Source organism: Kribbella pratensis, from assembly GCF_004365355.1.
In the GTDB taxonomy this organism is placed as follows: Bacteria; Actinomycetota; Actinomycetes; order Propionibacteriales; family Kribbellaceae; genus Kribbella.
Genome location: NZ_SODP01000002.1, coordinates 512,898 through 535,974, shown reverse-complemented (window position 1 = coordinate 535,974; position 23,077 = coordinate 512,898). Strand labels below are relative to the sequence as shown.

The window sequence follows — 23,077 nt, the reverse complement described above, 5'->3', positions numbered from 1 at the left end:
CAATCGTCCGACCGCGGGGCGCTGTGCGCTGAGAGATGCCGGCGACCGACGATTGTGATGGCCTGGAGATCCGGGCCCACTCAGGACGCGAGGAGTGCGACCAGGATGCCGGCGGTGAGGACGAGCGTGGCGGCGATCGTGATGCGGCGGCCGCGGGCGCAGCGGCGGTGGATCGCGGTGCGGTCGGGGCGGACCGAGCACGGGTCGAACTCGAGGCCGTCGGCCGGTGCGATCACACTGCCGAGCCGCGCGAGCAGCGAGCGCCCGGCAGCCTGCCGGGTCGCTTCCTGTACGACGCGGTGCCGCAGGAACTCGCGGTGGCGGGTGGCGGGAACGGAGACCTCGGGCTGGGAAGTCAGGCTGTACGGGAGCTCCAGGCCAGGCGGGAGCGCGCGCTGGACGACCGCGTGCGCCGCCGCCACCCGCCTCGCCCGGCTGATCGCAGGCGGGAGGATCAGATAGGCGAGGTGGACCAGCGACCGGTAATCGTCGAGCAGCAGCGCCTCGACCAACGGCTCTTCCCTGGTCGGGCCCTGAATCGGACCCGGAACGATCGGGGTCTCGATCGTGGCGGACATGCAACTCCTCAACTCGGCGTACTCCAGGTCCAACGAACGAATCACTGACCAGTCACGAACTGGTCAGCTAACCTCCGTGTCATGAGCACTGGTGACGGGGTTGCGGGGCAGTGGGGCGGGACCGACGTACATTTCGGTGAGGACGGCGGGCGGCTGACGTACGGCAGCTATCTGCGTCTGCCGCAACTCCTGGACCAGCAGCGCCTCGAGTCCGATCCGCCGGCGCACGACGAGCTGCTGTTCATCACGATCCACCAGGTGTACGAGCTGTGGTTCAAGCAGGTCCTGCACGAGCTGACCGCCTCGCGTGACGCGATGCTTGCCGGGGAGCTGTGGCTGGCCGAGCACCTGCTGCGGCGGGTGCACACGATCGAACGGGTGCAGACCCAGCAGGTCGACATCCTGGAGACGATGACGCCGCAGGACTTCGGCGAGTTCCGCCACCGGTTGTCGCCCGCGTCCGGGTTCCAGTCGGTGCAGTTCCGCGAGATCGAGTTCCTGTCCGGGGCGAAGGACCCCTCCTTCGTACGTCGCTTCCGCGGGTTGACCGAGGCGGAACAAGAGCGCCTGCGCCGCCGGCTGGACGAGCCCACGCTGTGGGACGCGTTCCTCGAAGTACTCCGGAAGGCCGGTTTCGACACCGAGACCGAGGACGCCGTCCGCCAGGCTCTCCGGCAGGTTGCCGGCGACCGCTCGCAGTACGCCGCCATCTGGGAACTGGCCGAAGCTCTCCTCCAGCACGACGAACTGGCCGCCGCCTGGCGAGCCCGCCATGTCGTCATGGTCGAACGCATGATCGGCACCAAACCAGGCACCGGCGGCTCCTCCGGCGCCAACTACCTGAGAAGCCGCCTGGACCTCCGCTACTACCCGCTCCTCTGGAACCTGCGCACCACTCTCTGAGCTCTTTCCGGAAACAATTCGGCGCCTGGTGACGAAAAGTGTCCGGAAACCTCGTGGACAGTCACCTCCACCGCTAGGGTCGCGTCGCACGGGTGTGTGGGTCGGCGTGGAGGAGGGGTTTGGGGCGTGAAGCTCTACTCGGATGTCGGGGTGCAGCGGGTCGGGCAGCTCGTGGGGGACCTGGTGTTCGTCGCCTGGGTCCTGGTGTGTGTGGAGCTGGGGCTGATCGTCTTCAAGATCACCAACGCGTTGGGGTTGCCAGGACGGAAGGCGGCCTCGGCCGGGGACGGTTTGGCGGGGCAGTTGCGGCGGTTGTCGGAGCCGATCGGCAAGGTGCCGGCGGTCGGGGATCAGCTGCGATCGCCGATCGACGGGGCTGCCGGTGCCGCGGGGCAGATGGCGCAGGCGGGCCGGGACATGGCGCATGCGGTGGAGCAGTTGGCCTACGTGCTGGCCGGTGTGACGATCGCATTGCCCGTGCTGTTCGCAGTACTCATCTGGCTTCCGCGGCGGATCCGGTTCTCGCGGCGGGCGACGGCGGCGCAGCGGTTCATCGACAGTGCGGCCGACCTGGATCTGTTCGCGCTGCGCGCCATGGCCAACCAGCCGATGCACAAACTCGCGAAGATCTCCGACGACCCTGTCACCGCCTGGCGGGACCGCGACCAGACCGTCATCGCCCAGCTCGCCACCCTCGAACTCCGCTCCAACGGCATCAAACCACCCACATAAGGCATGTCTGGTGATCCAGCCATGCTTTAACTGCCGCTTGACGATCTCTTGACGGGCCTGAAGCTACGCTCAGTGGCATGGCGCGGGTGCTGCTGGTCGAGGACGATGATGCGATTCGGACGTCGCTGGGCAAGGCCCTGACGGCGGCCGGACATGTCGTCTCCGCAGTCGCGGCAGGCGCCGACGGGGTGGCGGCCGTGGCCCGCGACAAGCCCGAAGTGCTGTTGCTCGACCTCGGCCTGCCGGATCTGGACGGACGGGACGTGCTCGCGATGGTGCGGTCGGTCAGCGACGTACCGGTGATTGTGGCGACCGCCCGGGACGACGACGCCAGCGTGGTGCGGCTGCTCGATGCGGGCGCGGACGACTACGTGATCAAGCCGTTCAGCGCGGCGCAGATGGACGCGCGGATTCGCGCCGTACTGCGACGGCTCGGGCAGGACCAGCAAGGCGAGTCGACCGTCGAGGTCGGCGGGTTGCGGATCGATCCGCGGAGCCGGGAGGTGACCGTGGACGGGGCGGCGGTGGAGCTCACGCGCAAGGAGTTCGATCTGCTACTGGCGTTGTCGCGGCGGCCGGGTGCCGTGGTGACGAAGCGGGAGCTGCTCGCGGAGGTCTGGGGGTTGCCCTGGGGCGGTGGTGACCGGACCGTCGACGTACACCTGTCGTGGTTGCGGCGGAAGCTCGGCGAGACGGCGGCCGCGCCGCGGTTCCTGCACAGCGTTCGCGGGGTCGGGATCAAGCTCGCGGCGGACGGGTGAGCATGCGGCGCCGCATCCTCCTGCTCTCCGTGGGTATGACCACGTTGGTCGTGCTCGCGTTCGCCGTACCGCTGGTGATTCTGCTTCGTACGACGACGGCCGGTGAGGCGAAGGACAAGGCGCTGTACCGGGCCGAGACCGTCGCGTACTACGTCGGGGACAGGAATCACACGGCCGACGACATCACGGCGTACATCGACGGCTTGCGGGACGGACCGGGCAGTATCTCGGTGCGGATGCCGGACGGTACGACGCTGGGCGACCCGCCGCCGGGCGGAGTGCCGACGCCGAAGTCGCTACCGGACGACTACAACGACGACGACGGCGAGGGCAAGGGACCGCCGAAGCTCGGCGACGCGGACTATCGCGATCTGAACGGCGGGATGGCTGTCGATGTCGCCGTCGACAGGCATGCCGGGCCCGCTTCGGTTTGTCTCTATCTGACCGCTGACGAGCTGTACGAGGGTTTGGTGCCACGGCTGCTGGTCCTCATCGGTGCGAGCCTGCTGGTGTTGCTGCTCAGCATCGTCGGCGCGGAGTTGGTGTCGCGGCGGCTGGCGCGGCCGCTGGAGGAGACGGCGAGTACGGCGGAACGCCTGGCTGCCGGCGACATCGAAGCGCGCGCTCCGACGACCGGCCCGGCGGAAGTGGCGAAGGTCGGGGCCGCGCTGAACGGACTCGCGGACCGCATCGACGAAGTGATCGCCGTCGAACGCGAGGCCGTGGCGGATCTCTCGCATCGGTTGCGTACGCCGCTGACCGCGCTGCGGCTGCAGGTGGAGGCGCTTGGCGATCGTGAGAGCGCTGAGGAACTGAACACGCAGGTCACGAATTTGGAGCGCACGTTGACCGCTGTCATCAGCGCCGCGCGACGGCCGCAACGTGAAGGCCGCGTCCCGCACTGCGACGCTGTCGAGGTGACCCGCGCCCGAGCCGCTTTCTGGGAGCCGCTCTTCGAGGACCAGGGCCGTGAGTTGACGTTGGACCTGCCAACGAATGCTGCCATGGTCCGCTCGTCGTCCGAGGACCTGGCCGCGGCTCTAGACGCACTGGTGGAGAACGTCGTCGCGCACACGCCCGACGGCACTCCGGCGCACATCACGCTGACCCGCGACGCCTCCCACATCCACATCACTGTCGCCGACGAAGGCCCCGGAATCCCCTTGGGCGCAGGCGAACGCGGCCGCTCCGACCGAGGCTCCACCGGCCTGGGACTGGACATAGCCCGCCGCTACGCCGAAGCAACCGGCGGCCACCTCACCATCCGCCGCAACCAGGTAGAACTGACCCTCGCGGCCGGCTAGATCTTCGAGGGGTGGGTGGCCAGCGGGGTTACCTGGAGCTTCATGTAGGGGAACAGCGGCAGGCTCGACAGGATGTCGTGGAGTTCGTCGTTCGAGGGGACGTCGAAGATGCTGATGTTGGCGTACTCGCCGACGATCCGCCACAGCCCGGGCCAGGCGCCTGCCTTCTGCAGTTCGATCGCGCGGTCTCGTTCCCGTCCGAGCAGCTCGGCGCGTTCGGCCGGATCCAGGTCGGGTGGGAGCTGGACGTCCATGCGGACGTGGAAGAACATCAGGTCTCCTTGGTCAGGTGGGGCCGGCGGAGGGCGGTTACTGCCTCAGGGTTCAGTTCTACGCCGAGACCGGGTCCGTCGGGGAGTTGCAGGGCGCCGTCGAAGTACGAAAGCGGCGTACGCAGGATCTCCTCGGTGAACAGCAGCGGGCCGAAGAGCTCACTGCCCCAGGTCACGCCGGGCGCCGCGCAGGCGAGCTGAAGAGAAGCCGCGGTGCCGATGCCGGTTTCGATCGAGGTGCCGCCGTGACAGGGGATGCCGGCTGCGGCAGCGATTCCGACGATGTCGCGGGACCGGCGGAGGCCACCCAGCTTCGTGGTTTTGATCGACCAGATGTCAGCGGCTCGGAGCGAGACCAGGCGGAGCGCGTCGACAGGTGTTCGCAGCGACTCGTCGGCCATGACCGGGATGGGAAGCAGGCTGTTCAACTCGGCCAGTGCTTCGACCTGTTCGCCCGGCACCGGCTGTTCGACCAGCTCGACTCCAGCAGCGGCCAGGCGGGGGAGGTAGGTCCGTGCGGTGAGGAAATCCCAGCGGGCGTTGAGATCCACGCGGACTCCGGCTGTGCCGGTCAGCTTCTCGGCGATTGCGCACACCCGCCGCGTGTCCTCATCCGGAGGCAATGCGCCCATCTTCAGCTTGAACGAGCGATGCCCGGCGCGCAGTTTCGTCAACGCCTCCTCGACCACGACCTCCTCGGGCTCGGCGCCCAACGCCCAGGTCACGTCAACCGAGGTGCGGGCGAGACCACCGAGCAGCACATGCACGGGTACGCCGAGGGTTCGCGCCCACGCATCATGCAGCGCCACCTCGACTGCGCACTTCGCGTAGAGGTTGGCGCCGACCCGGTCCGAGATGTCGGACCACAGTCCCGCGAGGTCGGCGACAGAGCGGCCGGGCAGCAGCGGAGCGACGTACGTGTCGAGGGTGACCTTCATCGACTCGACCGACTCGCCGCCCCACCACGGGCCGCCCGGGACCACGCCCTCGCCCACACCCACGACACCGTCGCGGGTGTGGACGAAGGCCAGCAGGACCGGCTGGGCGGTCATCGCGACGCGGGCGAACCGGTGCGGCCGCCGGAGGGGTACGTCGATGATCACCGTCTCCAGCCGGTCGATGGTGAGATCCATCAGCCCTGCTCGAGCTCGAAGTCGTAGGACACCCGCCGTACGCCGCTGCCGTCGTCGACCGGGTCGAGGATCAGCTCGGGCTTCGTCGCCTCGGCGACGTCGGAGTCGAGCCACTCGCCGCCGGCGAAGTACAGCTGGGTCGTCACCGTCCGGTGCCCGGCTGCCCGGACCATCAGGTGCAGGTGGGCCGGCCGCCACGGATGCCACCCGGCCGCTTGGATCAGCTTGCCGGTCGGCCCGTCGGTCGGGATCTGGTACGGCGCGGGCTGTACCGTGCGGATCTCGAACCTGCCCTCGGCATCGGTCGTCACCACGCCGCGCAGATTGCCGAGCGGGATGTCCGGCGCGAACCCCGAGTAGTAGCCGTCGGCATCGGCATGCCAGATGTCCACCTCGGCGCCGGCCAACGGGGAACCGTCCACGTCCCGCACCTGCCCCGACAGCACCAACGGCTCGCCCTGCTCGTCGGCCCGGTGCGGCAACTCACACGACGAAGGCAACCGCACCTGGTCCGGCAGGTAGTACGGGCCGAGGATCGAGCCCTTCGTGCCGTGCTGCTGGTCGGCCGCGACCTCCTCGACGACGTGCTCGACGAACACGTCCATGAACAGCGGCCACTCGCCGACCTCGCCTACCTCCATCAGCCAGGCCTTGGCAGCCTGGAACTCGGGATAGGTGACGGCATGCGAGCGGATCGCCGCGTGCACGCCTTGGAGCACAGCCGTCACGACCGCGCTGACTCGTTCCGGCGAAGCCTCAGCGCCGGATCGCGTGGCGGCCTTGAAGCTGGAGCTCGCGTTGGCGCCGGAGCCCGCGGCGGTGGGAGAGTCCTGCACAGTTGTCATCATGCGCTCCTTCAGCGGTTCCGGATCCGGCTGACGTCGGTCGGGTTGATCAGGTCGGGGACGGTCCAGCCGTCCAGGTCGTACTCCGCGAGCATGGTCTCGGCGAACCCCTTCATCGCCGTCGTCTCGCCTTGGGCCTCCGCGGCGAACAGGATCTCGGCCTTCACGTTCTCGTGGTTGCCGGAGTAGTTCCGCTCGTACAGTTCGTGCCGTCCGCCGAACTCGGTGCCGACCGAGTCCCACAGCGCCTTCATCAACTTGGTTCGTTCGACCGCGTCGTACCCGTTGGATCCGCGCACGAAGCGATCGAGGTACGGCCGGACTTCCGGCGTCTTGAAGTCGATCGCGTTCGAGTTGAGGTAAATGAGGCCGGAGGCAACGTCCTGCTGGATGATCTCCTTCACCCGCGGGTATCCGGTGATCATGAATTGCCGGTAGATCAGGCCGTAGTCGAGCTTCGGCAGCACGGTCCCGTTCGGTCCCGGGTCCGGGTTCAGCGCCATCGCGTCGGCCATGCAGCGGAACAGGTTGCGCCAGCCGATCACCTCGCCGACCCGGGTCTGTACGCCGCGGAAGTCCTTGCTGCCCGTACATTCGAGGGCCTTGAGCAACAGTCCGGCGATGAAGTCGAGCTTCACCGACAACCGGATGCAGCCGTGGAACGTGAACCGCGGGATGAAGCCGGACTGCGGGAAGAAACCGTTGATCTTGTCGACATCGCCGTACAGGAAGATGTTCTCCCACGGCACCAGCACCTTGTCGAAGACGAAGATCGTGTCGTTCTCGTCCATCCGGCTCGACAGCGGGTAGTCGAACGGGCTGCCCATCACGTCGGCCTGCATGGTGTACGACGGCCGGCAGATGAGCTTCACACCAGGAGCGCTCATCGGGACCGTGCAGATCAGCGCGTATTCCTTCTTCTTGATCGGCAGCCCGTAGTGCGCGATGAAGTTGTAGTTGGTGATCGCGGACCCGGTCGCGACGACCTTGGCGCCGGACACGATCACGCCGGCGTCGGTCTCCTTCTCGACCCGCATGAAGATGTCACCGGCCTCGTCCGGCGGCAGGTTGCGGTCGACCGGCGGGTTGATGATCGCGTGGTTCCAGTACAGGACCTTCTCCTGCGACTCCTTGTACCAGCGCTTCGCGTTCTCCTCGTACGGCGCGTAGAAGTCGGTGTTCCCGCCGAGCGTGCCGAGGAAGCTGGCCTTGTAGTCGGGGCTGCGGCCCATCCAGCCCCACGTCTGCCGGGCCCAGTGCTCGATCGCGCGGCGCGAACTCTGCAGGTCCTCGACGCTGTGCGGCGTCCGGAAGAACGCGTGCGTGTAGCCGCCGTTGCCGGTATCGGTCGGGACGGTGATCTCGTCCTTGGTGGCGGGGTCGTGCAAGGCGTCGTACAGCCGGGCGGTCATCCGGGCCGGGTTGCGGAACGCCGGGTGCTCGGTGACGTCCTTGACGCGTTCGCCGTAGATCCAGATCTCGCGGTCGTCGCGGAGCGAGTCCAGGTACTCCGCTCCCGTCATCGGGCGCTTGGTGGTGGTCTGCGGCTCGACAGTCGTAGTCATGGAAAGTCCTTTCAGGCAAGGGCAAGCGGGGTGAAGACGGCCGCGGCGTCGAACCAGCCGCGCTCGGGGCAGTCCAGCGATCCCGACCAATGGGTCTCGACCGGACCGAGGTTGCGGAACCGGCCGCCGTGGAACAGCAGCGGGTCCCGGGCAGTGATCTCGACCGCGGCCACCTCACCGATCACGATCAGGTGGTCGCCGCCGTCGTAGGTCCGCCACGGCCGGCACGAGATCGTCGTGGCCGCGCCTTCGAGCAGCGGAGCGAGGGGACCGTCGACCCAGCCGGGCGTGCGGCCTGGCAATTGGATGGGACGCCCGGCGAAGTGCCAGGCGACGTCGAGCTGGTCGTCGGCAAGCACGTTGATCGCGAACGGCCGGCCGTCCAGGTACTGGCACGCCTTCGACGTGCGGCCGAGCGTGACCTGCGCGAGGGCGGGCTCGAGCGAGACGGCGGTGAAGGCGTTCACGGTCGCGCCGTGCGGCCGGCCTTCCTCGCTGGTGCAGGTCACCACGGTCACGCCGGTGGCGAACTGGCCGAACGCGTTCCGAAGTTCTCGCGAGTCCATCTGCGTCACCTCTTTCGGCTGTACGCTCTGCGTACATTGAGTACGCTTGGCGTACAACAAGACCTTGGAGTCCTCGGCGCCGACTGTCAAGGGCTCAACAACTTTTCGTGGAAGGATGGCCCGCATGGTTGGGGAGGGGAGCGAGCGCGATTACGTGCAGAGCATCGAGCGCGGGTTCGCCGTACTGCTCGCGTTCGACGGCGACCGGCCGAGCCCGACGCTGGCCGAGGTCGCGACGGCGACCGGGCTCTCACGTCCCGCCGTACGCCGGATCCTGCTGACCCTGCAGAAGCTGGGGTACGTCGCCGCTGTCGGGAGCCGCTGGACACTGACGCCTCGGGTTCTGACGATCGGGCAGCACTACGCCGCGACCCACACCTTCGTGGAGACCGCGCAACCGCATCTGCTCCGGCTGGCGGAGGAGACGCAGGAGTCGGCCTCGCTCGCGCAGCTCGACGGGACCGACGTCGTGTACGTCGCCCGGGTCCAGGTCCGCCGGATCATGGCGGTCTCCGTCGACGTGGGAAGCCGGGTCCCGGCGTACGCGACCTCGATGGGACGTGTGCTGACCGCGTGGGCGGACGCATCCGTCGTCGACACCGTCATCGAGGGTGGGCTCAAGCGGCTGGCGCAGCGCACGATCACCGATCCGACAGTCTTCCGCGATGCGCTGCACCAGGTGCGGCAGGACGGTTACGCCGTGGTCGAGTCCGAGCTCGAGGACGGGCTGCTGTCCGCGGCAGTCCCGGTCCGTACGCCGGACGGCGCCGTACTCGCAGCCCTCGCCTACTCGACAACCGTCGGGCGGATGACCTCGGCCGCGATCGTCGAGAAGGTCATCCCGCTGATGCAGGTGACCGCGACGGCGATCGCCGAGGACCTCCGCCTGCTGGGTGGTACGCGCCGCCTCGACGCCCAGGCCCGAGACGGCTTCTACTGAACCAGTCCGGCCAGGACGGCGAGCGCGCGTTGCAGGTGCGGTGCCTCGTCGCCGCCTCTTGTCGCTGCCGCCAACTCGACCGTCGCCTGCCCGCTGAGCGCCCGATAGGCGACGCCTGGGACCATCAGCTCCGCCACCGGCTCCGGCACCACCGCGATCCCGAGACCGGCCGCCACGAAGGTCACCAAGGTCGACGTCTCCGCGACCTCGTGCCGAACCTGCGGCTCGAATCCGGCCGCCCGGCAGCGCGAGAGCACGGTGTCGTGCATCACCGACCGTCCACCGCCGGCGTGGATGACGAAGTCCTCGCCGGCCAGCTCCTTGAGTCGCACCCGACGTCGCGCAGCCAGGCGGTGTCCGTCCGGCACGGCCACGATCAGCCGATCGGCACGCAGCACCTCGACCTGCAGCGAATCGTCCTCGACCGGTGGCCGGAGCAGCCCGAGGTCGATCCGCCCGTCCACCAGCGCGCGGGCCTGATCGGGCGCGAGCATCTCACCCTGCACGGCAACCTCGACGTCCGGCAGCTCCTCCCGCAGCGTCCGCACCAACTGCGGGAGCAGGCTGTACGTCGCGGAGCCCACGCACCCGATCGCCAGCCGCCCCTGCAGCCCGGCTGCGACCCGCTGCGCTTCACCGGCCGCCGACGACACCGCCCTGATGATCTGCCGGGCCCTGACCAGGTACGCCTCGCCGGCGGGTGTGAGCTCGACCCGCCGCGTCGTACGGCGGAGGAGTTGCAGGCCGAGCTCGCTCTCCAGCTGACGGATCTGCTGCGACAGCGGCGGCTGGGCCATGTGCAGACGGGCCGCCGCGCGACCGAAATGCCGCTCCTCGGCGACGGCGACGAAGTACCTCAGATGACGCAGCTCCACGATTCATACTCTCAGAGTCTTGATCATGCGTAAATGAGTATTTCTCCATATCGGTCCCCACGGCCTACCGTCGAGAGCATGAGCGATGTGGTGATCTGCGAACCGATCCGTACGCCGGTGGGCCGCTTCGGCGGGGCCCTGTCCACGCTGTCGGCCGCCGATCTCGCCACGGCCGCGCTCACGGAGCTGGTACGGCGTACCGGTCTGGGGGAAGGTGATGTCGACGACGTCGTCCTGGGCCAGTGTTACCCGAACGGTGAAGCTCCTGCGATCGGCCGCATCGCCGCGCTCGACGCCGGGCTCGGGGTGTCGGTGCCGGGCGTGCAGATCGACCGCCGGTGTGGCTCGGGTCTGCAGGCGGTCTTGTACGCCGCCGGGATGGTCGCGACCGGCGCGGCACGCGTGGTCGTTGCCGGTGGCACCGAATCGATGTCGCAGGTCGAGCACTACGCGCTCGGTCTGCGCACCGGCGTCCGCGGCAACGTCGAGCTGACCGACAGGCTGATCCGAGCTCGCGAGACCGCCGGTGGGAAGTATCACCCGGTCCCGGGCGGAATGCTCGAGACCGCGGAGAACTTGCGCCGGCAGTACGGCATCAGCCGCGAGGAGCAGGACGAGTTAGCCCTCCGCTCCCACCAGCGTGCTGTCGCAGCCCAGGCTGAAGGCCGCTTTGCCGACGAACTGATCCCGGTGGAGGTCCCGAACCGCCGCGGCGGTCCTGCGGGCCGCCCCGCATCCGGCGCGACCGCTGGCGCGACCACTGGCGCCACCACGCTGGTGTCCGTCGATGAGCACCCGCGGGCCGACACCTCTCTCGAGGGCCTCGCTGCTCTTCGGCCCGTCATGCTCAAGAGGGACCCTGACGCCACCGTCACCGCCGGCAACGCGAGCGGGCAGAACGACGGGGCTGCGGTCTGCGTCGTCACCACCCGCGACGAGGCCGAGCGCCGCGGCCTCCGCCCGCTGGTGGCCCTGCGCTCCTGGGCCGTCGCCGGCGTCGGACCCGAGGTGATGGGCATCGGTCCCGTCCCCGCCACCGCGGCAGCCTTGGCCCGCGCCGACCTCACGCTCGACGACCTGGACCTGATCGAACTCAACGAAGCCTTCGCCGCCCAGGTCCTCGCCTGCCTGCGCGAATGGAAGCTCGACCCCACCGACGACCGCCTCAACCCCAACGGCTCAGGCATCTCTCTCGGCCACCCGCTGGGCGCTACCGGCGCCCGCATCCTCGCCACGCTCTCCCACGAACTCCACCGCCGCAACGGCCGCTACGCCCTGGAAACCATCTGCATCGGCGGCGGCCAAGGCATCGCCGCAGTCTTCGAGGCCGTCAGATGACGGTGGCTCATCTCGTCAGCGGCCGACCCGATGCCCCGGTCGTCGTACTCGCGAATTCCCTCGGCTCAACCTGGGAGATGTGGGACGCGAACGTCGCCGACCTTGAGCAGCACTTCCGCGTCGTCCGCTTCGACACCCGCGGCCACGGGCGGTCCCCAGCGCCACCGGGCCCGTACACGATCGACGACCTCGCCGACGACGTCATCGCGTTGCTCGACGACCTTGCTGTCGAGCGTGCCCACTTCGTTGGACTCTCGCTCGGCGGCATGACCGGCCTGCGGTTGGCTGCACGCCACCCGTCGCGCATCGACCGCCTCGTCGTACTCTGCACGGGCGCTCGCCTCGATCCGTTGAGCAGCTGGACCGATCGGGCCGAGCTCGTCCGCGCGAAGGGTACGGCGGCCGTGGCGGAAGTCGTCGTACGGCGGTGGTTCACTCCGGGCTGGTTGGCCGAACACCCCGAGGTCCGGGCTGCTTGCGAAGAGATGGTGGCTTCGACACCGGCCGACGGGTACGCCGCGTGCTGCGAGGCGATCGCCACGATGGACCTGATCGACCAGCTCCCCGCGATCGCCGCGCCGACGCTCGCGATCGCGGGCGCGGATGATCCGGCGACCCCACCATGGCAGCTCGACCGGATCGCCGCATCAGTTGCCCACGGCAAGCTTTTCGTCGTACCGGACGCCGCTCATCTGGCCGCCGCCGAACGACCCGACGTGGTGACGCCGGCCGTCATCGCCCACCTTCAGGAGGACCACGTATGAGTGTGGACAAGGTCTTCGCGACGCCGGCCAACGCGGTCGCCGATATCCCGGACGGGACCAGTCTGGCGGTCGGTGGATTCGGTCTGGCCGGCATCCCTTGGTTCCTCATCGGGGCGTTGCTCGACCAGGGCGCGCGTGACCTCACGGTGGTGTCGAACAACTGCGGCGTCGACGGCGCGGGGCTCGGACTGTTACTGGAACAAGGGCGGATCAGTCGGGTGATCGCGTCGTACGTCGGGGAGAACAAGGAGTTCGCACGCCAGTACCTTGCGGGGGAGTTGACCGTCGAGCTGACTCCTCAAGGCACGCTCGCCGAGCGGCTGCGGGCGGGCGGTTCGGGGATCGGGGCGTTCTTCACCCCGACCGGCGTCGGGACGCTGGTGTCGGAGGGCGGGTTGCCGTGGCGGTATGCCCCGGACGGCACCGTCGCGGTCGCGTCCCCGGCGAAGGAGGTCCGTACGATCCAGGGCCGGGAGATGGTGCTCGAGGAGGCGATCGTCACCGACGTCGCGCTGGTCCGCGCCGCGGTCGCCGATCGCGCCGGGAACTGCGTGTTCCATGCCGCCGCGCGCAACTTCAACCCGGTCGCCGCGATGGCCGGCCGGCTGACGATCGTCGAGGCCGAGCAGGTCGTCGAGGTCGGAGCGCTTGATCCAGATGCGGTTCATTTGCCTGGCGTCTTCGTCCAACGCGTCGTACCGCTCACTCCTGAGCAGGCCGAGGAGAAGAGCATCGAGAAGCGCACGACTCGTCCGCGACCGGAGGCCTGAGATGTCTTGGACCCGGGACGAGATGGCTGCCCGCGCTGCCGCGGAGCTGAACGACGGCGAGTACGTGAACCTCGGCATCGGTCTGCCGACGCTCGTCCCCAACCACCTGCCGGCCGGCTCGTCCGTCACCCTGCAGGCGGAGAACGGGGTGCTGGGCGTCGGTCCGTTCCCGTACGACGACGAGGTCGACCCGGAACTGATCGACGCCGGCAAGCAGACGATCACCGTCGTACCCGGAGCGTCGTACTTCGACTCGTCCACCAGCTTCGCCATGATCCGCGGCGGGCACGTGGACGTCGCGATCCTGGGAGGAATGCAGGTCTCGGCAGCGGGCGACCTGGCGAATTGGATGGTGCCGGGCGCCGTGGTGAAGGGCATGGGCGGCGCGATGGACCTCGTCTCCGGCGCCCGCCGCGTCGTCGTCCTGATGGAACACCGAACCCGCAAAGGCGACTCCAAACTCCTCGCCTCCTGCACCCTCCCGCTCACCGGCCGCCACGTGGTCAACCGAGTCATCACCGACCTGGCCGTCCTGGACGTCGCCAACGGCACCTTCCACCTCGTCGAACTGGCCCCCGGCGTAACCCGCCCCGAGCTGGAACAAGCCACCGCGGCGCCCATCGCGTAGTACTGCAAGCACGCCGGACTGCTGCACTATCGGGCAGGAAATCGCCTGTGCAGCAGGGCGGGGCGATTTGCATCGAGCTGCGATATATGCACTATTGCTCCCTTTCCTCGGCTATAGTCGGCGCGGATCTCGAGTTGATCGAGACCACACTGGAGGGGGAACTCCTTATGAAGTTGCAGCGCTTTGCGCTCGCATTGGCCGGAATCGGCCTGCTGGGCGCATCTGTCTCGTCGGTTCCGGCCTTCGCCGGAAAGACCGACCCGAAGCCGTACACGTCGGACAAGGTCGCGCATCCGACGCCGGTGAAGGCACTGGCCGCCGGGGGGCCGTGCATCAGCTACGTCGGTGTGCCGACCGCCGCCGGCACGATGCAGGAGATCGACGCGACGCCGGGCGCGCACCCGACCGCGGTCTCGTGGGAGCCGTTCAACTACGTCCCGACCCGCACGAACGCGACCTGGTACGGCGCGGTCAACGCCGCCGGGACGCAGTTTTACTACTACGGGCTGATGCTGCAGGGCGCGAACCTGTACCGCCAGACGACGTACCTGCCGGACGAGAAGCCGCCGGTGCCGACGTTCAAGAAGGTCGGGACGGGCTGGAGCAGCTTCACCTCGATCGCCACCTCCAACTACAGCGTCGCGACCCCGCGGCACGCGTACCTCTACGGCCTGAACACCAACGGCAGCCTGTACCGGTACCAGATCGTCGGCGCCGGCTTCAAGGCCCTCGGCCCCCTCCCGGGCTTCCGTGGCTTCAAGGCGATGACGGTGATCAGCGAGTCCGCGACGTACGACACGCTGCTGATGTCCACCAAGGCCGGTGCGCTCTACACCGTGCACATCCCGATCGCGGCCGGCGCCAAGCCGGTGCTGAAGCTGATCCGCTCCACGGGCTTCGCGGACTACGAGTCGCTGGTCGCCGACGGCTGCGGCACCCGTGGCGGGACGCTGGTCGTCGGTGTCGACCACGACACCCAGTCCGGCTACCAGTACGCGTTCAGCAAGTTCAACGGCTCCGCGACCGCCATGACGGCGTACGGCAAGATCCCGGCCGTCTTCAACGGCGTGAACCACGTGTTGTTCACCACGCATTACGACCAGCTGGTCGGCGAGTAGTTGTTCCATCAGCGAGCGAGGCCCCAGCACTGCGTGTTTGCTGGGGCCTCGAGCCGCCACGGCGGTGGGGTCGTCGGGTAGACGCGGGTGCTGAGCACACGGCCCGCGCTGGTGAAGGCCTCGACGACCGAACCATCCAGGAAGATCCGCACCGCGGGCCGGCCAGACGACGGATCGAAGGCGTCGGTCGCGACCATCCGCCCGCCGTGGGCATGCGGGGCGAGGCTGGCCTGGCTGCGGTCGATCGTGATCGTCGTGTCGGTCAGTTCGATCTGCAGGCGTTCTTGATCGCCGAAGTGCAGGATGACCTCGCCAACTCCTTCCGGTACGACGATCTCGCACTGGGCGCCGATCGCGGTGGGCGAAGCCGAGCCCGATCGAAGGGTGTCCATCGTCGGCACCGGCGCACTCCGCAGCGACGAGTCCGCGCCCAGCCAGACCATCCGGGGGAGTGAGATCACTCCGGCCCAGCCGTCGTTCCAGCCCGGACGGTCGCGTCCTTCGGGTAGCCAGCCGAACAACAGCGGACCGAACCGGCTCTCGCGCAAGGCCGACGCCGCGTAGAAGTTGGTGCCGAGATCGACCCGCTGCGTAGCCGGCGGTACGTCGACATCGAACGACAACACCTCGCCCGGGCCGCCCTCCGGCGACCACGAAGCAATCACGGCGATCCGCCGGCCGTCGATCGTGAGCACCTGCGGGCATTCCCACGCGGATCCCGTGTCCTCGCCGCCCGCCCGCGTCCGAGGGAGCTCGGCGAGCGGCTCGACGGCCGTCCACTGCGACAGGTCCGGCGACCGATAGAGAGCGATGCTCGCACCGCGGTCGACGGACCCGGCGCCGACCGCCATCCACCAGGTCCCGTTTTCCTTCCAGACAAAGGGATCCCGGAACATCACCGCCTCGTCCGGATCCGGAACCACCTGATGCGCCGGCCCGAACGACGCGCCGCCGTCGTCCGATACGGCCGTGAGAACCGACTGGTACGGCCTACCCTCCACCCGGCCCGAGTAGAAGGCATGGATCCGCCCGTCGTCCAGCACGGTATTGCCGGACCAGCAGCCGTCGGTATCCGGCCCGCCCGGCTGCGGCGCCATCGCCGGCCGGTGCAGCGTCCAGTGCACGTAGTCGGGCGAGGTGGCATGCCCCCATTCGACCGGGGCCCGCAGGTCGAGCGTCGGCCGCGACTGGAAATACAGGTGTACGTCGCTGCCGTGCTCGATCGGCCCGTTCGGGTCGTTGAGGTATCCGCTGGGCGGCCGGACGTGGTACGCGGGACGGAGGTGTGCCACCGTCCCGGTCGACCGGTGTCCAGAATTGATCTGAGGTTGGGTCTGGGTCACCGTGAAGCTCCTGCCGTGATGCCTGCGATGAAGTACCGCTGGGCGAAGATGAACAGCACTACGCTCGGCAGGATCGCCAGCACCACGCCGGCCAGCACCACCGAGATCGAACCGGTGCCGAGGTTTCCCTGCAGGCCGACCAGGCCCAGCGGCAGCGTGAAGTTGTCCTGGGTCTGCAGGAAGATCAGCGGCCGGTAGAACTCCGCCCAGAAACCGGAGAAGTTCAGGATCGCGAGGGTGGCGATCGCCGGTCCGGCCATCTTGGCGTAGATCAGCAGGAAGGTCTGGAAGTGGCCGGCGCCGTCGATCCGGGCCGCCTCGCCCAGCTCCTTGGGCATTTGCATGAAGTACTGGCGCATCAGGAACGTGCCGAACGCACTGCCCAGCGCCGAGACCACCAGCGACAACGGGCTGTCCGACAGGCCGAGGTACCGGATGATCACGAACACCGGGATGATGATCGTCTGCAGCGGCACCATCATCGTGGCCAGGAAGATCCCGAAGATCAGCGAGCGGCCGGGGAAGCTGACCATCGCGAACGCGTAGCCGGACAGCGTGCAGGTGATGGTCTGACCGATCACGATCAGACCGGTCACGATCACGCTGTTGAAGAAGAACCGGCCGATCGGGATCTTGTCGAACACCGCGCTGTAGTTGGAGAAGTCCGGATGCAACGGGATCCACTGCGGCGGGTTGCTGAACGCCTCGGCCGGCGTCCGCAGCGAGGTGGTGATCGTCCAAAGAAGCGGGCCGAGGGCAACCATTGCGGCGAGGACCAGGACGGCGATGCCGGTGATCCGGCCGATCCGCACGAGGGTTCCGGTGGAGTCTGTCATTGGTAGAACACCAACTTCCGTGCCGCCAGGAACTGCAGTCCGGTGATGATCAGGATTGCCACCAGCAGCACGATCGCGATCGCCGAGCCGTAGCCGAACTGCAGATTCTGGAAGCCCTTCTGGTACATGGAGATCGTGACCGTGGTGGTCGCCGAACCCGGGCCGCCCTTGGTCATGATGTACGGCTGGTCGAACAGCTGCATCGCGTTGATCAAGGCAACGACCGCGGCGAACAGGATCGTCGGGCTGATCAGCGGGACCTTGATCCGGAACAGCGTCCGCAACGGACCGGCCCCGTCGATCTGCGCAGCTTCGAGGACATCGGTCGGTACCGACATCAACGAGGCGACGAACAGGACGAACGTGAACCCGACCTGCTGCCACACCGCGATCAGCACGATCGTCGTGGCCGCTCCGAATCCACTCGTCAGCCACGGTACGTTCGGGATGCCGAGCAGTCCGAGGTAGTAGTTCACGACGCCGAACTTGTAGTCGAACAGGTAGCCCATGAAGATCGACACGGCGGCCGTCGACGCCAGCAGCGGCAGGTAGAACGCAGTACGGAAGAGGGTTCGGATCCAGACCAGCTTGCGTTGGTTGACGAGGACTGCCAGCGCCAGACCGAGGGTCAGTTGGAGTACGACGATGGCAAGCGCCATACCCAGCGTCACGCCGAACGACTTGAGCACCGGACCGTCGGTGAACAGCCGCTGGTAGTTCTCCACCCCGACGAACTGCGGGCTCGAAATGACGTCCCAGGAGAAGAACGACAATCCCAGCGACGCGACGATCGGGATCGCGGTGAAGATCGCGACGAACAGACACGACAGCCCGATCATCGCGAAGCCGAACGGAGCTTCCCGATGCGACGACGGGTGCCGGCGGCGCCTGGTGATGGCAGCCGGCACCTCAGCGGCGGCGGCGGACATCAGCTCGCCCCCGCTGCCTTCTCGAGGTCGGACTGCAATCCGTCCAGGGCAGCCTTCGCGTCGCCCGACGAGATCGCCTGCGTCGTGCGCTGGTTGAGCGCGGTCGCGAGTGCGTTGTAGTACGGCGGGGCCGGGATCGGCGCCGTCTCCGGGTGCTTGGTCAGCGTGTCGTAGAAGACCGACCAGTGCTTCGGTCCGGTCTTCGCGTATCGCGCGGCCGTCACCAGGGACTTGCGGCCGGGGGTGGTCACATTGCCCGGGAAAACCAGATCGAAGGTGTCCGGCTTGACCAGCAGTTTCAGGACCTCCCAGGCGAGGTCCTTCTTCTTCGACGACTTGAAGATCGCGTAGCCGCCGGCGCCGAACAGGTGCCGCTGGCTCTTCCACTTCGGGAACAGCTGTACGTCGAAGCTCCCGTTCTTCATCCCGGCGTTGGTCAACCCGCCGGCCCAGAATCCGCCGCCGATCGACATGCCGATCCGGTTCGACGCGAACAGGCCCTGGAGCGTGCCGCCCCCGCCGACGTCGGGTGACGGCGACAGACCCTTCTTGGTCAGCTCGATCATGTAGTTGAGGGCCTCGACGGTGCCCTCGGAGTTGGCGGTCGGCGCACCCCATTTCCAGCCGCCCTTGCGGCCCGCGGCGGCCGGATCACCGGCGTACGCCTTGTTCCACAGCCAGTCGCCGCCGTCGTACTTGCCCTCCTCGAGCAGGTTCGCGTTATTCGCGTACATGAACGACGTCCAGCTGCCCCACAGGCGGACCACCCAGCCGAAGGCGTTGATGCCCTTGAACTTGGCGATCTTGGTCGCCGCGGTCTCGAAGTCGTCGAGGGTCCAGTTCTCGCTCGGCGGTACGACGCCGGCCCGCTGGAACAGCTCGGTGCTGTAGAACATGTTCCCGGCGTTGAAGCTGTCGGGCAGCTCCCACAGGTGGCCCTGGTACATCATCGACTCGACCAGCGCGGGGTGGATGTCGGCGAAGTACTCCTTCAGCGCGGACAGGTCCTTGGTGACGTAGTCGTCGAGCGGGATCGCGAGCTCCTTGGACGCCATCAGCTGCAGGCCTTCGGTGGCGACGCTGATGATGTCGGGCGGGGTCCCGGCGGCGATCTGGGTCAGGACCTTCGCGAGGAAGTCGTTCCAGTCGGTGCCGTTGATGGCCGAGATCTCGAATTTGATGCTCGGGTCGAGCTTGGAGATCTGCGGCTGCAACCGGTTCTGCAGCTGGGTCGCCGCCGCCTGCTCTCCGAAGTACAGCATCTTCAGTGACTTCGACGACGAACCGCCGCCGTTGTTGCCGCAGGCGGCCAGATCGGCCAGCGCTGCGAGCCCGAGTCCACCGGCCGCCCCGGCCTTCAGCACGGTACGGCGGGCGATCGGGCCACCGGGGGGATGGATGCCTGTCATGGGGTTCCTCCTTGGCCGCTCGGGTGACCCGGCGAGCCACCCAATACGTATTGACCCGGGACGTTAGCAGCGGTGTACGGTGGGACGCAATACGTATTGGGTCCAGCTGTGATAGAAAATTGGCTGCGGTCACACAGCCGCTCACCGTTAAGGGGGACCATGGCGAAGCAGCCGGCCGGCCGGCCGAAGCGCGTCACGATGACCGATGTCGCCCGGCGCGCCGGGGTGTCCCAGCCCACCGTGTCGTTCGTCCTCAACGATCGCCGCGACGTGGCGGTGGCCGAGGAGACGCGGCGGCGCGTGCTGGAGGCCGCGGCCGAGCTCGATTTCGTGCCGAACCGGGCGGCGCAGCTGCTGCGGTCGAACAAGTCGTTCACGGTCGGCGTCGTGACCAGCGGCATCGTCTCCCAGCCGTACGCCGGTCTGATCGTGCTCGGTCTCCAGCAGGTGGTCCAGCCGGCCGGTTACGTCTGCATGGTCGTCGACACGACCGGTGATCCGGGCGAGGGCGACGATGCGGTGGCGAGCCTGGTGGGCCAGGGGGTCGCGGCGATCGTGTACGCGTCACTCGCGCCGAAGCCGCTCCATCGCAGTCCACGGCTCGACGGGATCCGGACGATCTTCGTCAATTGCTGGCCCGAGGAGGGCAAGGCCGACACCGTCCTGCTGGCCGACGAGTACGCCGGTGGTCGCGCCGCTGCGGCCTCGGTGTTCGAGCGCGGGCATCGCGAGGTCGCCTTCCTCGGCGGCATGCGGAACGACTACGCCTGCAAGGAGCGTCGGCGCGGGTTCGACGACGCCGCTCGCGCGGCCGGTCTCCGTCCGGCCGACCTCGTGCATCGGTACGGCAACTACCAGATCGGGTCGGGCTACGACCTGGCGACGGAAGTGGTGACCGAGCACCGGTCGACCGCTCTGGTCTGCGGGAACGACCGGATGGCGATCGGGGCGATGCTTGCCCTGCATGCGCTCGGGCTGGACTGCCCCAAGGACGTCAGCATCGTCGGCTTCGACGATCAGCCCGATGTCGCCGACCAGGTGCGTCCGGGGTTGACCACGGCGGCGTTGCCCCACCTGATGCTCGGCCGTCGCGCCGGCGAACTTGTGCTCGGCTCGCCGGAGGACGCGCCCGAACGGATTGTCGTCGACTGTGAACTGATCGAGCGCGACTCGGTCGCCGCACCGCCGAGGCGTGGTCGATGAGCGGGTACGTCGGTGACGTCATCCCGTTCAGCTATGACGGCCGGATCTGGTTGTTCTACTTGCTGGACGAGCGCCCGGACCCGCCATTGGATGAGCGGACCGGTATGCCCTGGGCGCTCCTTTCCACGACCGACTTCGTGGAGTACACCGACCATGGCGTCGTACTGCCTGCCGGTGACCGCGACGCCGTCGACTTCGACTGCTACACGGGCAGCGTGATCGCGGACGGTTCGCAGTTGCATCTGTTCTACACGGGCCACAATCCCCGGCGCGGGGATGCCGACGGCTCGTTCCAAGTGGTCTGCCATGCCGTCAGCGACGGCGACCCGACGCGCTGGACGAAGCTGCCTGACCTCACCTTCGGTGCGCCCGATGGTTATGTTCCGCAGGACTGGCGAGATCCCTTTGTTTACAGGGTGGCGCCGGATCAGCCATGGCAGATGGTCCTCGCCGCCCGGTACGCCGGCCGACCGGATCGCCGGTGCGGTGTCGTCGCCCGCCTGACTTCGAGCGACCTGGAGCAATGGACTCTGGCGCGACCGTTGTGGGAGCCGCACCGCTACATCACCCAGGAGTGTCCCGACGTCTTCCAGTGGGGCGACTGGTGGTACCTGGCGTACTCCGAATTCAGCGACGCCTTCCAAACCCGCTACCGCATCTCCCGCGACCCGGACGGCCCCTGGCTTGCCCCGGCCCGCGACACCGTCGACGGCCGAGCGTTCTACGCGGCCAAGTCCGTCGAACACGACAACCGCCGCTTCTTCATAGGCTGGATCCCCACAAAACAAGACGGTGCATGGCAGTGGGCCGGCGACCTCGCCGTACTCGAAGCCCATCAGGAGGACGACGGCACGCTCGCGTTCACACTGCCTGAAGAGCTCCGTACGACGTACGCCGACGTACAGCAGGTCTCGCTGAAGCCGGTCGACGGCGCGCCAACCTCGCCAGGCCAGGGTGCGACCGATCGCTATGCCGCCTGGATGGCCGACCCGATCCCGGCCGACTGCCTCGTCCAGCTGACCGTAGATGTTGCCCCAGGCACTCAATCCGTGGGTCTGCTGCTCCACGCCTCGGCCGACGGCGAGCAGGCCACCATCATCCGCCTGGAACCCCGGCAGAACCGGGTAGTCCTGGACACGTGGCCCAGAGGCCGCACCGGCCCCGCCCAGTGGCAGGTGAAGGGCGACATCCCGCACGCTGTCGATCTCGAACGTCCCTGTCCGCTCCCGCCCGGCCGCCACACCCTTCAAGTCTTGCTTCGGGGCACCACCGGCCAGGCGATCCTCGACAACCGCGTCGCCCTGTCCTTCCGCTGCGACGACCCCGGCCCGGGCCAGGTCGGCTTCTTTGTCACCGATGGCGGCGCCGACGTCATCAGTTTTACCGTCAACAGCTGAGGTATCACCGTCCGCCGGCCCGCGGTCCGAGATAGAGAGCATCTTTCTCGACCGCAGGAGGCAACGTGAATACCGAAGAACCCAGACGGGGTGACGACCGGCCGGAGGGCCTGTGGAGCCGGCTGGGGACGTTTGGCCAGATCCTGACCGCGGTGATCGGCCTGGTCAGCGCGCTGGTGCCGGTGCTGGTGGCAACCGACGCGTTCGATGCCGGCGGCGCCAGCAAGATCATCCAGGTCAGCCCGACCCAGCAACCGACGCCGCCGACGCAGCTGTCCAGCCCGAGTACCGAGACTCCTTCGAGCTCGACGCCGGTTGCGGACGACATCGCGCTCACTCTGTCCGACCAGCTCACCGATGGTGCGCTGGAGGAGAGGATCGACGTCGTACTCGAGGGATCGAAGGTCGCCTCGCTGTACGCGAGCGTTGACGAGCCGATTGTGACCCAGCAGGTGACGGCGACGTCGCCCGGGAACTACGACTATGTGCTGGACGGGACGATCGCCTGGCTCGACGCCGACGGCGTACGCCAGGAGGCGGATGCCACCGGACACGGCAGCGTGTACGTCGACGACGGGATGCGGCTCGACGTCTACGTGCACGTCGAGGGCGACGGCGTGATGAGCCTGTCGCTCCGGTCTGCCACGCGGTCGTGACGCGGGTCGTTAGTCGACGCGGGTCGAGGTCAGTTCGACGCCTCCATTCGAACTCTGGTGCAGCGCCGCACGGTCACCGTGGTCGACGATGGTGAGGTCTCCGCTCATCCCGTCGACCACGACGCGACGGCCGCAGCCGTCAAGACACTCGAAAAGCAAGCCGGCCGGGCTCGCCGTACAGTCCATCCGATGTGTTCTGGCCATCCTTCATC

25 protein-coding genes are annotated in these 23,077 nt (G+C 68.0%); 13 read left to right on the top strand and 12 right to left on the bottom strand.

Features of this window, described 5'->3' with window-relative positions:
* Window positions 1–80: 80 nt before the first annotated feature.
* Window positions 81–578, bottom strand: coding sequence for a hypothetical protein (locus EV653_RS19160; protein WP_134105112.1), 498 nt, complete (start codon window positions 576–578; stop codon window positions 81–83).
* An 81-nt stretch (window positions 579–659) separates the two neighbouring features.
* On the opposite strand from EV653_RS19160, the gene EV653_RS19155 reads away from it, so the two are divergent.
* The 4 genes from EV653_RS19155 to EV653_RS19140 all read left to right on the top strand — a co-directional run bounded on the left by EV653_RS19155 (window position 660) and on the right by EV653_RS19140 (window position 4,278).
* The gene (locus tag EV653_RS19155; protein WP_134105111.1) at window positions 660–1,481 is read left to right on the top strand and encodes a tryptophan 2,3-dioxygenase; all 822 of its coding nucleotides are present in this window, start codon (window positions 660–662) and stop codon (window positions 1,479–1,481) included.
* Window positions 1,482–1,607: 126 nt separating this feature from the next.
* Entirely contained in the window at window positions 1,608–2,213 is a 606-nt protein-coding gene (locus tag EV653_RS19150) for a hypothetical protein (RefSeq protein ID WP_134105110.1), read from the top strand.
* 77 nt (window positions 2,214–2,290) lie between these two features.
* On the top strand, window positions 2,291–2,974 hold the full coding sequence (locus EV653_RS19145) for a response regulator transcription factor (protein WP_134105109.1): 684 nt from the start codon (window positions 2,291–2,293) through the stop codon (window positions 2,972–2,974).
* A gap of 35 nt (window positions 2,975–3,009) precedes the next feature.
* Entirely contained in the window at window positions 3,010–4,278 is a 1,269-nt protein-coding gene (locus EV653_RS19140; RefSeq protein WP_166679491.1) for a sensor histidine kinase, read from the top strand.
* Here EV653_RS19140 and catC read toward each other — a convergent pair.
* From catC to EV653_RS19115, 5 genes are read right to left on the bottom strand one after another with little or no spacing between them, the layout of a single operon-like run.
* Window positions 4,275–4,550 carry a muconolactone Delta-isomerase gene (catC, locus tag EV653_RS19135; RefSeq protein ID WP_134105107.1) on the bottom strand — a complete coding sequence of 92 codons (276 nt, stop codon included), beginning with the start codon at window positions 4,548–4,550 and terminating at the stop codon, window positions 4,275–4,277. The genes EV653_RS19140 and catC overlap by 4 nt on opposite strands.
* Window positions 4,550–5,683, bottom strand: coding sequence for a muconate/chloromuconate family cycloisomerase (locus EV653_RS19130; protein ID WP_202871745.1), 1,134 nt, complete (start codon window positions 5,681–5,683; stop codon window positions 4,550–4,552). Before EV653_RS19130 ends, catC begins: the two co-directional genes overlap by 1 nt.
* Entirely contained in the window at window positions 5,683–6,528 is an 846-nt protein-coding gene (gene catA, locus EV653_RS19125; protein WP_134105106.1) for a catechol 1,2-dioxygenase, read from the bottom strand. The genes EV653_RS19130 and catA overlap by 1 nt, the downstream gene beginning before the upstream one ends.
* 11 nt (window positions 6,529–6,539) lie before the next feature.
* Window positions 6,540–8,093, bottom strand: a complete 1,554-nt coding sequence (locus EV653_RS19120; protein ID WP_134105105.1) for a 4-hydroxyphenylacetate 3-hydroxylase family protein — start codon at window positions 8,091–8,093, stop codon at window positions 6,540–6,542.
* An 11-nt stretch (window positions 8,094–8,104) separates the two neighbouring features.
* Window positions 8,105–8,659, bottom strand: a complete 555-nt coding sequence (locus tag EV653_RS19115; RefSeq protein ID WP_134105104.1) for a flavin reductase family protein — start codon at window positions 8,657–8,659, stop codon at window positions 8,105–8,107.
* A 124-nt stretch (window positions 8,660–8,783) separates the two neighbouring features.
* Here EV653_RS19115 and EV653_RS19110 point away from each other — a divergent pair, with 124 nt between their 5' ends.
* Window positions 8,784–9,599 carry an IclR family transcriptional regulator domain-containing protein gene (locus tag EV653_RS19110; protein ID WP_238159888.1) on the top strand — a complete coding sequence of 272 codons (816 nt, stop codon included), beginning with the start codon at window positions 8,784–8,786 and terminating at the stop codon, window positions 9,597–9,599.
* Here EV653_RS19110 and EV653_RS19105 read toward each other — a convergent pair.
* Window positions 9,593–10,474 (bottom strand): LysR substrate-binding domain-containing protein, encoded by an 882-nt coding sequence (locus EV653_RS19105; RefSeq protein ID WP_134105102.1) that lies wholly within the window; start codon window positions 10,472–10,474, stop codon window positions 9,593–9,595. The two genes, EV653_RS19110 and EV653_RS19105, sit on opposite strands and share 7 nt — an antisense overlap.
* Before the next feature lie 78 nt (window positions 10,475–10,552).
* Between EV653_RS19105 and EV653_RS19100 the strand changes: the two genes are divergently transcribed.
* From EV653_RS19100 to EV653_RS19080, 5 genes are all read left to right on the top strand, one after another.
* Entirely contained in the window at window positions 10,553–11,812 is a 1,260-nt protein-coding gene (locus EV653_RS19100; protein ID WP_202871744.1) for an acetyl-CoA C-acetyltransferase, read from the top strand.
* Window positions 11,809–12,576 (top strand): 3-oxoadipate enol-lactonase, encoded by a 768-nt coding sequence (gene pcaD, locus EV653_RS19095; protein WP_134105100.1) that lies wholly within the window; start codon window positions 11,809–11,811, stop codon window positions 12,574–12,576. The genes EV653_RS19100 and pcaD overlap by 4 nt, the downstream gene beginning before the upstream one ends.
* Window positions 12,573–13,346: a CoA transferase subunit A gene (locus tag EV653_RS19090; RefSeq protein ID WP_134105099.1), complete on the top strand. Its 774-nt coding sequence runs from the start codon at window positions 12,573–12,575 to the stop codon at window positions 13,344–13,346. Before pcaD ends, EV653_RS19090 begins: the two co-directional genes overlap by 4 nt.
* Window position 13,347: 1 nt before the next feature.
* On the top strand, window positions 13,348–13,974 hold the full coding sequence (locus tag EV653_RS19085; RefSeq protein WP_134105098.1) for a 3-oxoacid CoA-transferase subunit B: 627 nt from the start codon (window positions 13,348–13,350) through the stop codon (window positions 13,972–13,974).
* A 167-nt stretch (window positions 13,975–14,141) separates the two neighbouring features.
* Window positions 14,142–15,092 carry a hypothetical protein gene (locus EV653_RS19080; protein WP_134105097.1) on the top strand — a complete coding sequence of 317 codons (951 nt, stop codon included), beginning with the start codon at window positions 14,142–14,144 and terminating at the stop codon, window positions 15,090–15,092.
* A gap of 8 nt (window positions 15,093–15,100) precedes the next feature.
* On the opposite strand, the gene EV653_RS19075 is transcribed toward EV653_RS19080, so the two are convergent.
* Genes EV653_RS19075 through EV653_RS19060 form a run of 4 tightly spaced genes read right to left on the bottom strand, consistent with a single transcriptional unit; the run spans window position 15,101 to window position 19,609 of the window.
* Window positions 15,101–16,435 (bottom strand): glycoside hydrolase family 32 protein, encoded by a 1,335-nt coding sequence (locus EV653_RS19075; RefSeq protein WP_134105096.1) that lies wholly within the window; start codon window positions 16,433–16,435, stop codon window positions 15,101–15,103.
* Window positions 16,432–17,271 (bottom strand): carbohydrate ABC transporter permease, encoded by an 840-nt coding sequence (locus EV653_RS19070; RefSeq protein ID WP_134105095.1) that lies wholly within the window; start codon window positions 17,269–17,271, stop codon window positions 16,432–16,434. The genes EV653_RS19075 and EV653_RS19070 overlap by 4 nt, the downstream gene beginning before the upstream one ends.
* Window positions 17,268–18,200, bottom strand: coding sequence for a carbohydrate ABC transporter permease (locus EV653_RS19065; protein WP_238159887.1), 933 nt, complete (start codon window positions 18,198–18,200; stop codon window positions 17,268–17,270). The genes EV653_RS19070 and EV653_RS19065 overlap by 4 nt, the downstream gene beginning before the upstream one ends.
* The gene (locus EV653_RS19060) at window positions 18,200–19,609 is read right to left on the bottom strand and encodes an ABC transporter substrate-binding protein (protein ID WP_134105094.1); all 1,410 of its coding nucleotides are present in this window, start codon (window positions 19,607–19,609) and stop codon (window positions 18,200–18,202) included. The genes EV653_RS19065 and EV653_RS19060 overlap by 1 nt, the downstream gene beginning before the upstream one ends.
* 159 nt (window positions 19,610–19,768) lie before the next feature.
* Between EV653_RS19060 and EV653_RS19055 the strand changes: the two genes are divergently transcribed.
* The 3 genes from EV653_RS19055 to EV653_RS19045 all read left to right on the top strand — a co-directional run bounded on the left by EV653_RS19055 (window position 19,769) and on the right by EV653_RS19045 (window position 22,865).
* Window positions 19,769–20,812 (top strand): LacI family DNA-binding transcriptional regulator, encoded by a 1,044-nt coding sequence (locus EV653_RS19055; RefSeq protein WP_134105093.1) that lies wholly within the window; start codon window positions 19,769–19,771, stop codon window positions 20,810–20,812.
* On the top strand, window positions 20,809–22,209 hold the full coding sequence (locus tag EV653_RS19050; RefSeq protein WP_134105092.1) for a glycoside hydrolase family 32 protein: 1,401 nt from the start codon (window positions 20,809–20,811) through the stop codon (window positions 22,207–22,209). Before EV653_RS19055 ends, EV653_RS19050 begins: the two co-directional genes overlap by 4 nt.
* A 65-nt stretch (window positions 22,210–22,274) precedes the next feature.
* On the top strand, window positions 22,275–22,865 hold the full coding sequence (locus EV653_RS19045) for a hypothetical protein (protein WP_134105091.1): 591 nt from the start codon (window positions 22,275–22,277) through the stop codon (window positions 22,863–22,865).
* A 9-nt stretch (window positions 22,866–22,874) separates the two neighbouring features.
* On the opposite strand, the gene EV653_RS19040 is transcribed toward EV653_RS19045, so the two are convergent.
* The gene (locus EV653_RS19040; protein WP_134105090.1) at window positions 22,875–23,069 is read right to left on the bottom strand and encodes a hypothetical protein; all 195 of its coding nucleotides are present in this window, start codon (window positions 23,067–23,069) and stop codon (window positions 22,875–22,877) included.
* Between the last annotated feature and the right edge of the window lie 8 nt (window positions 23,070–23,077).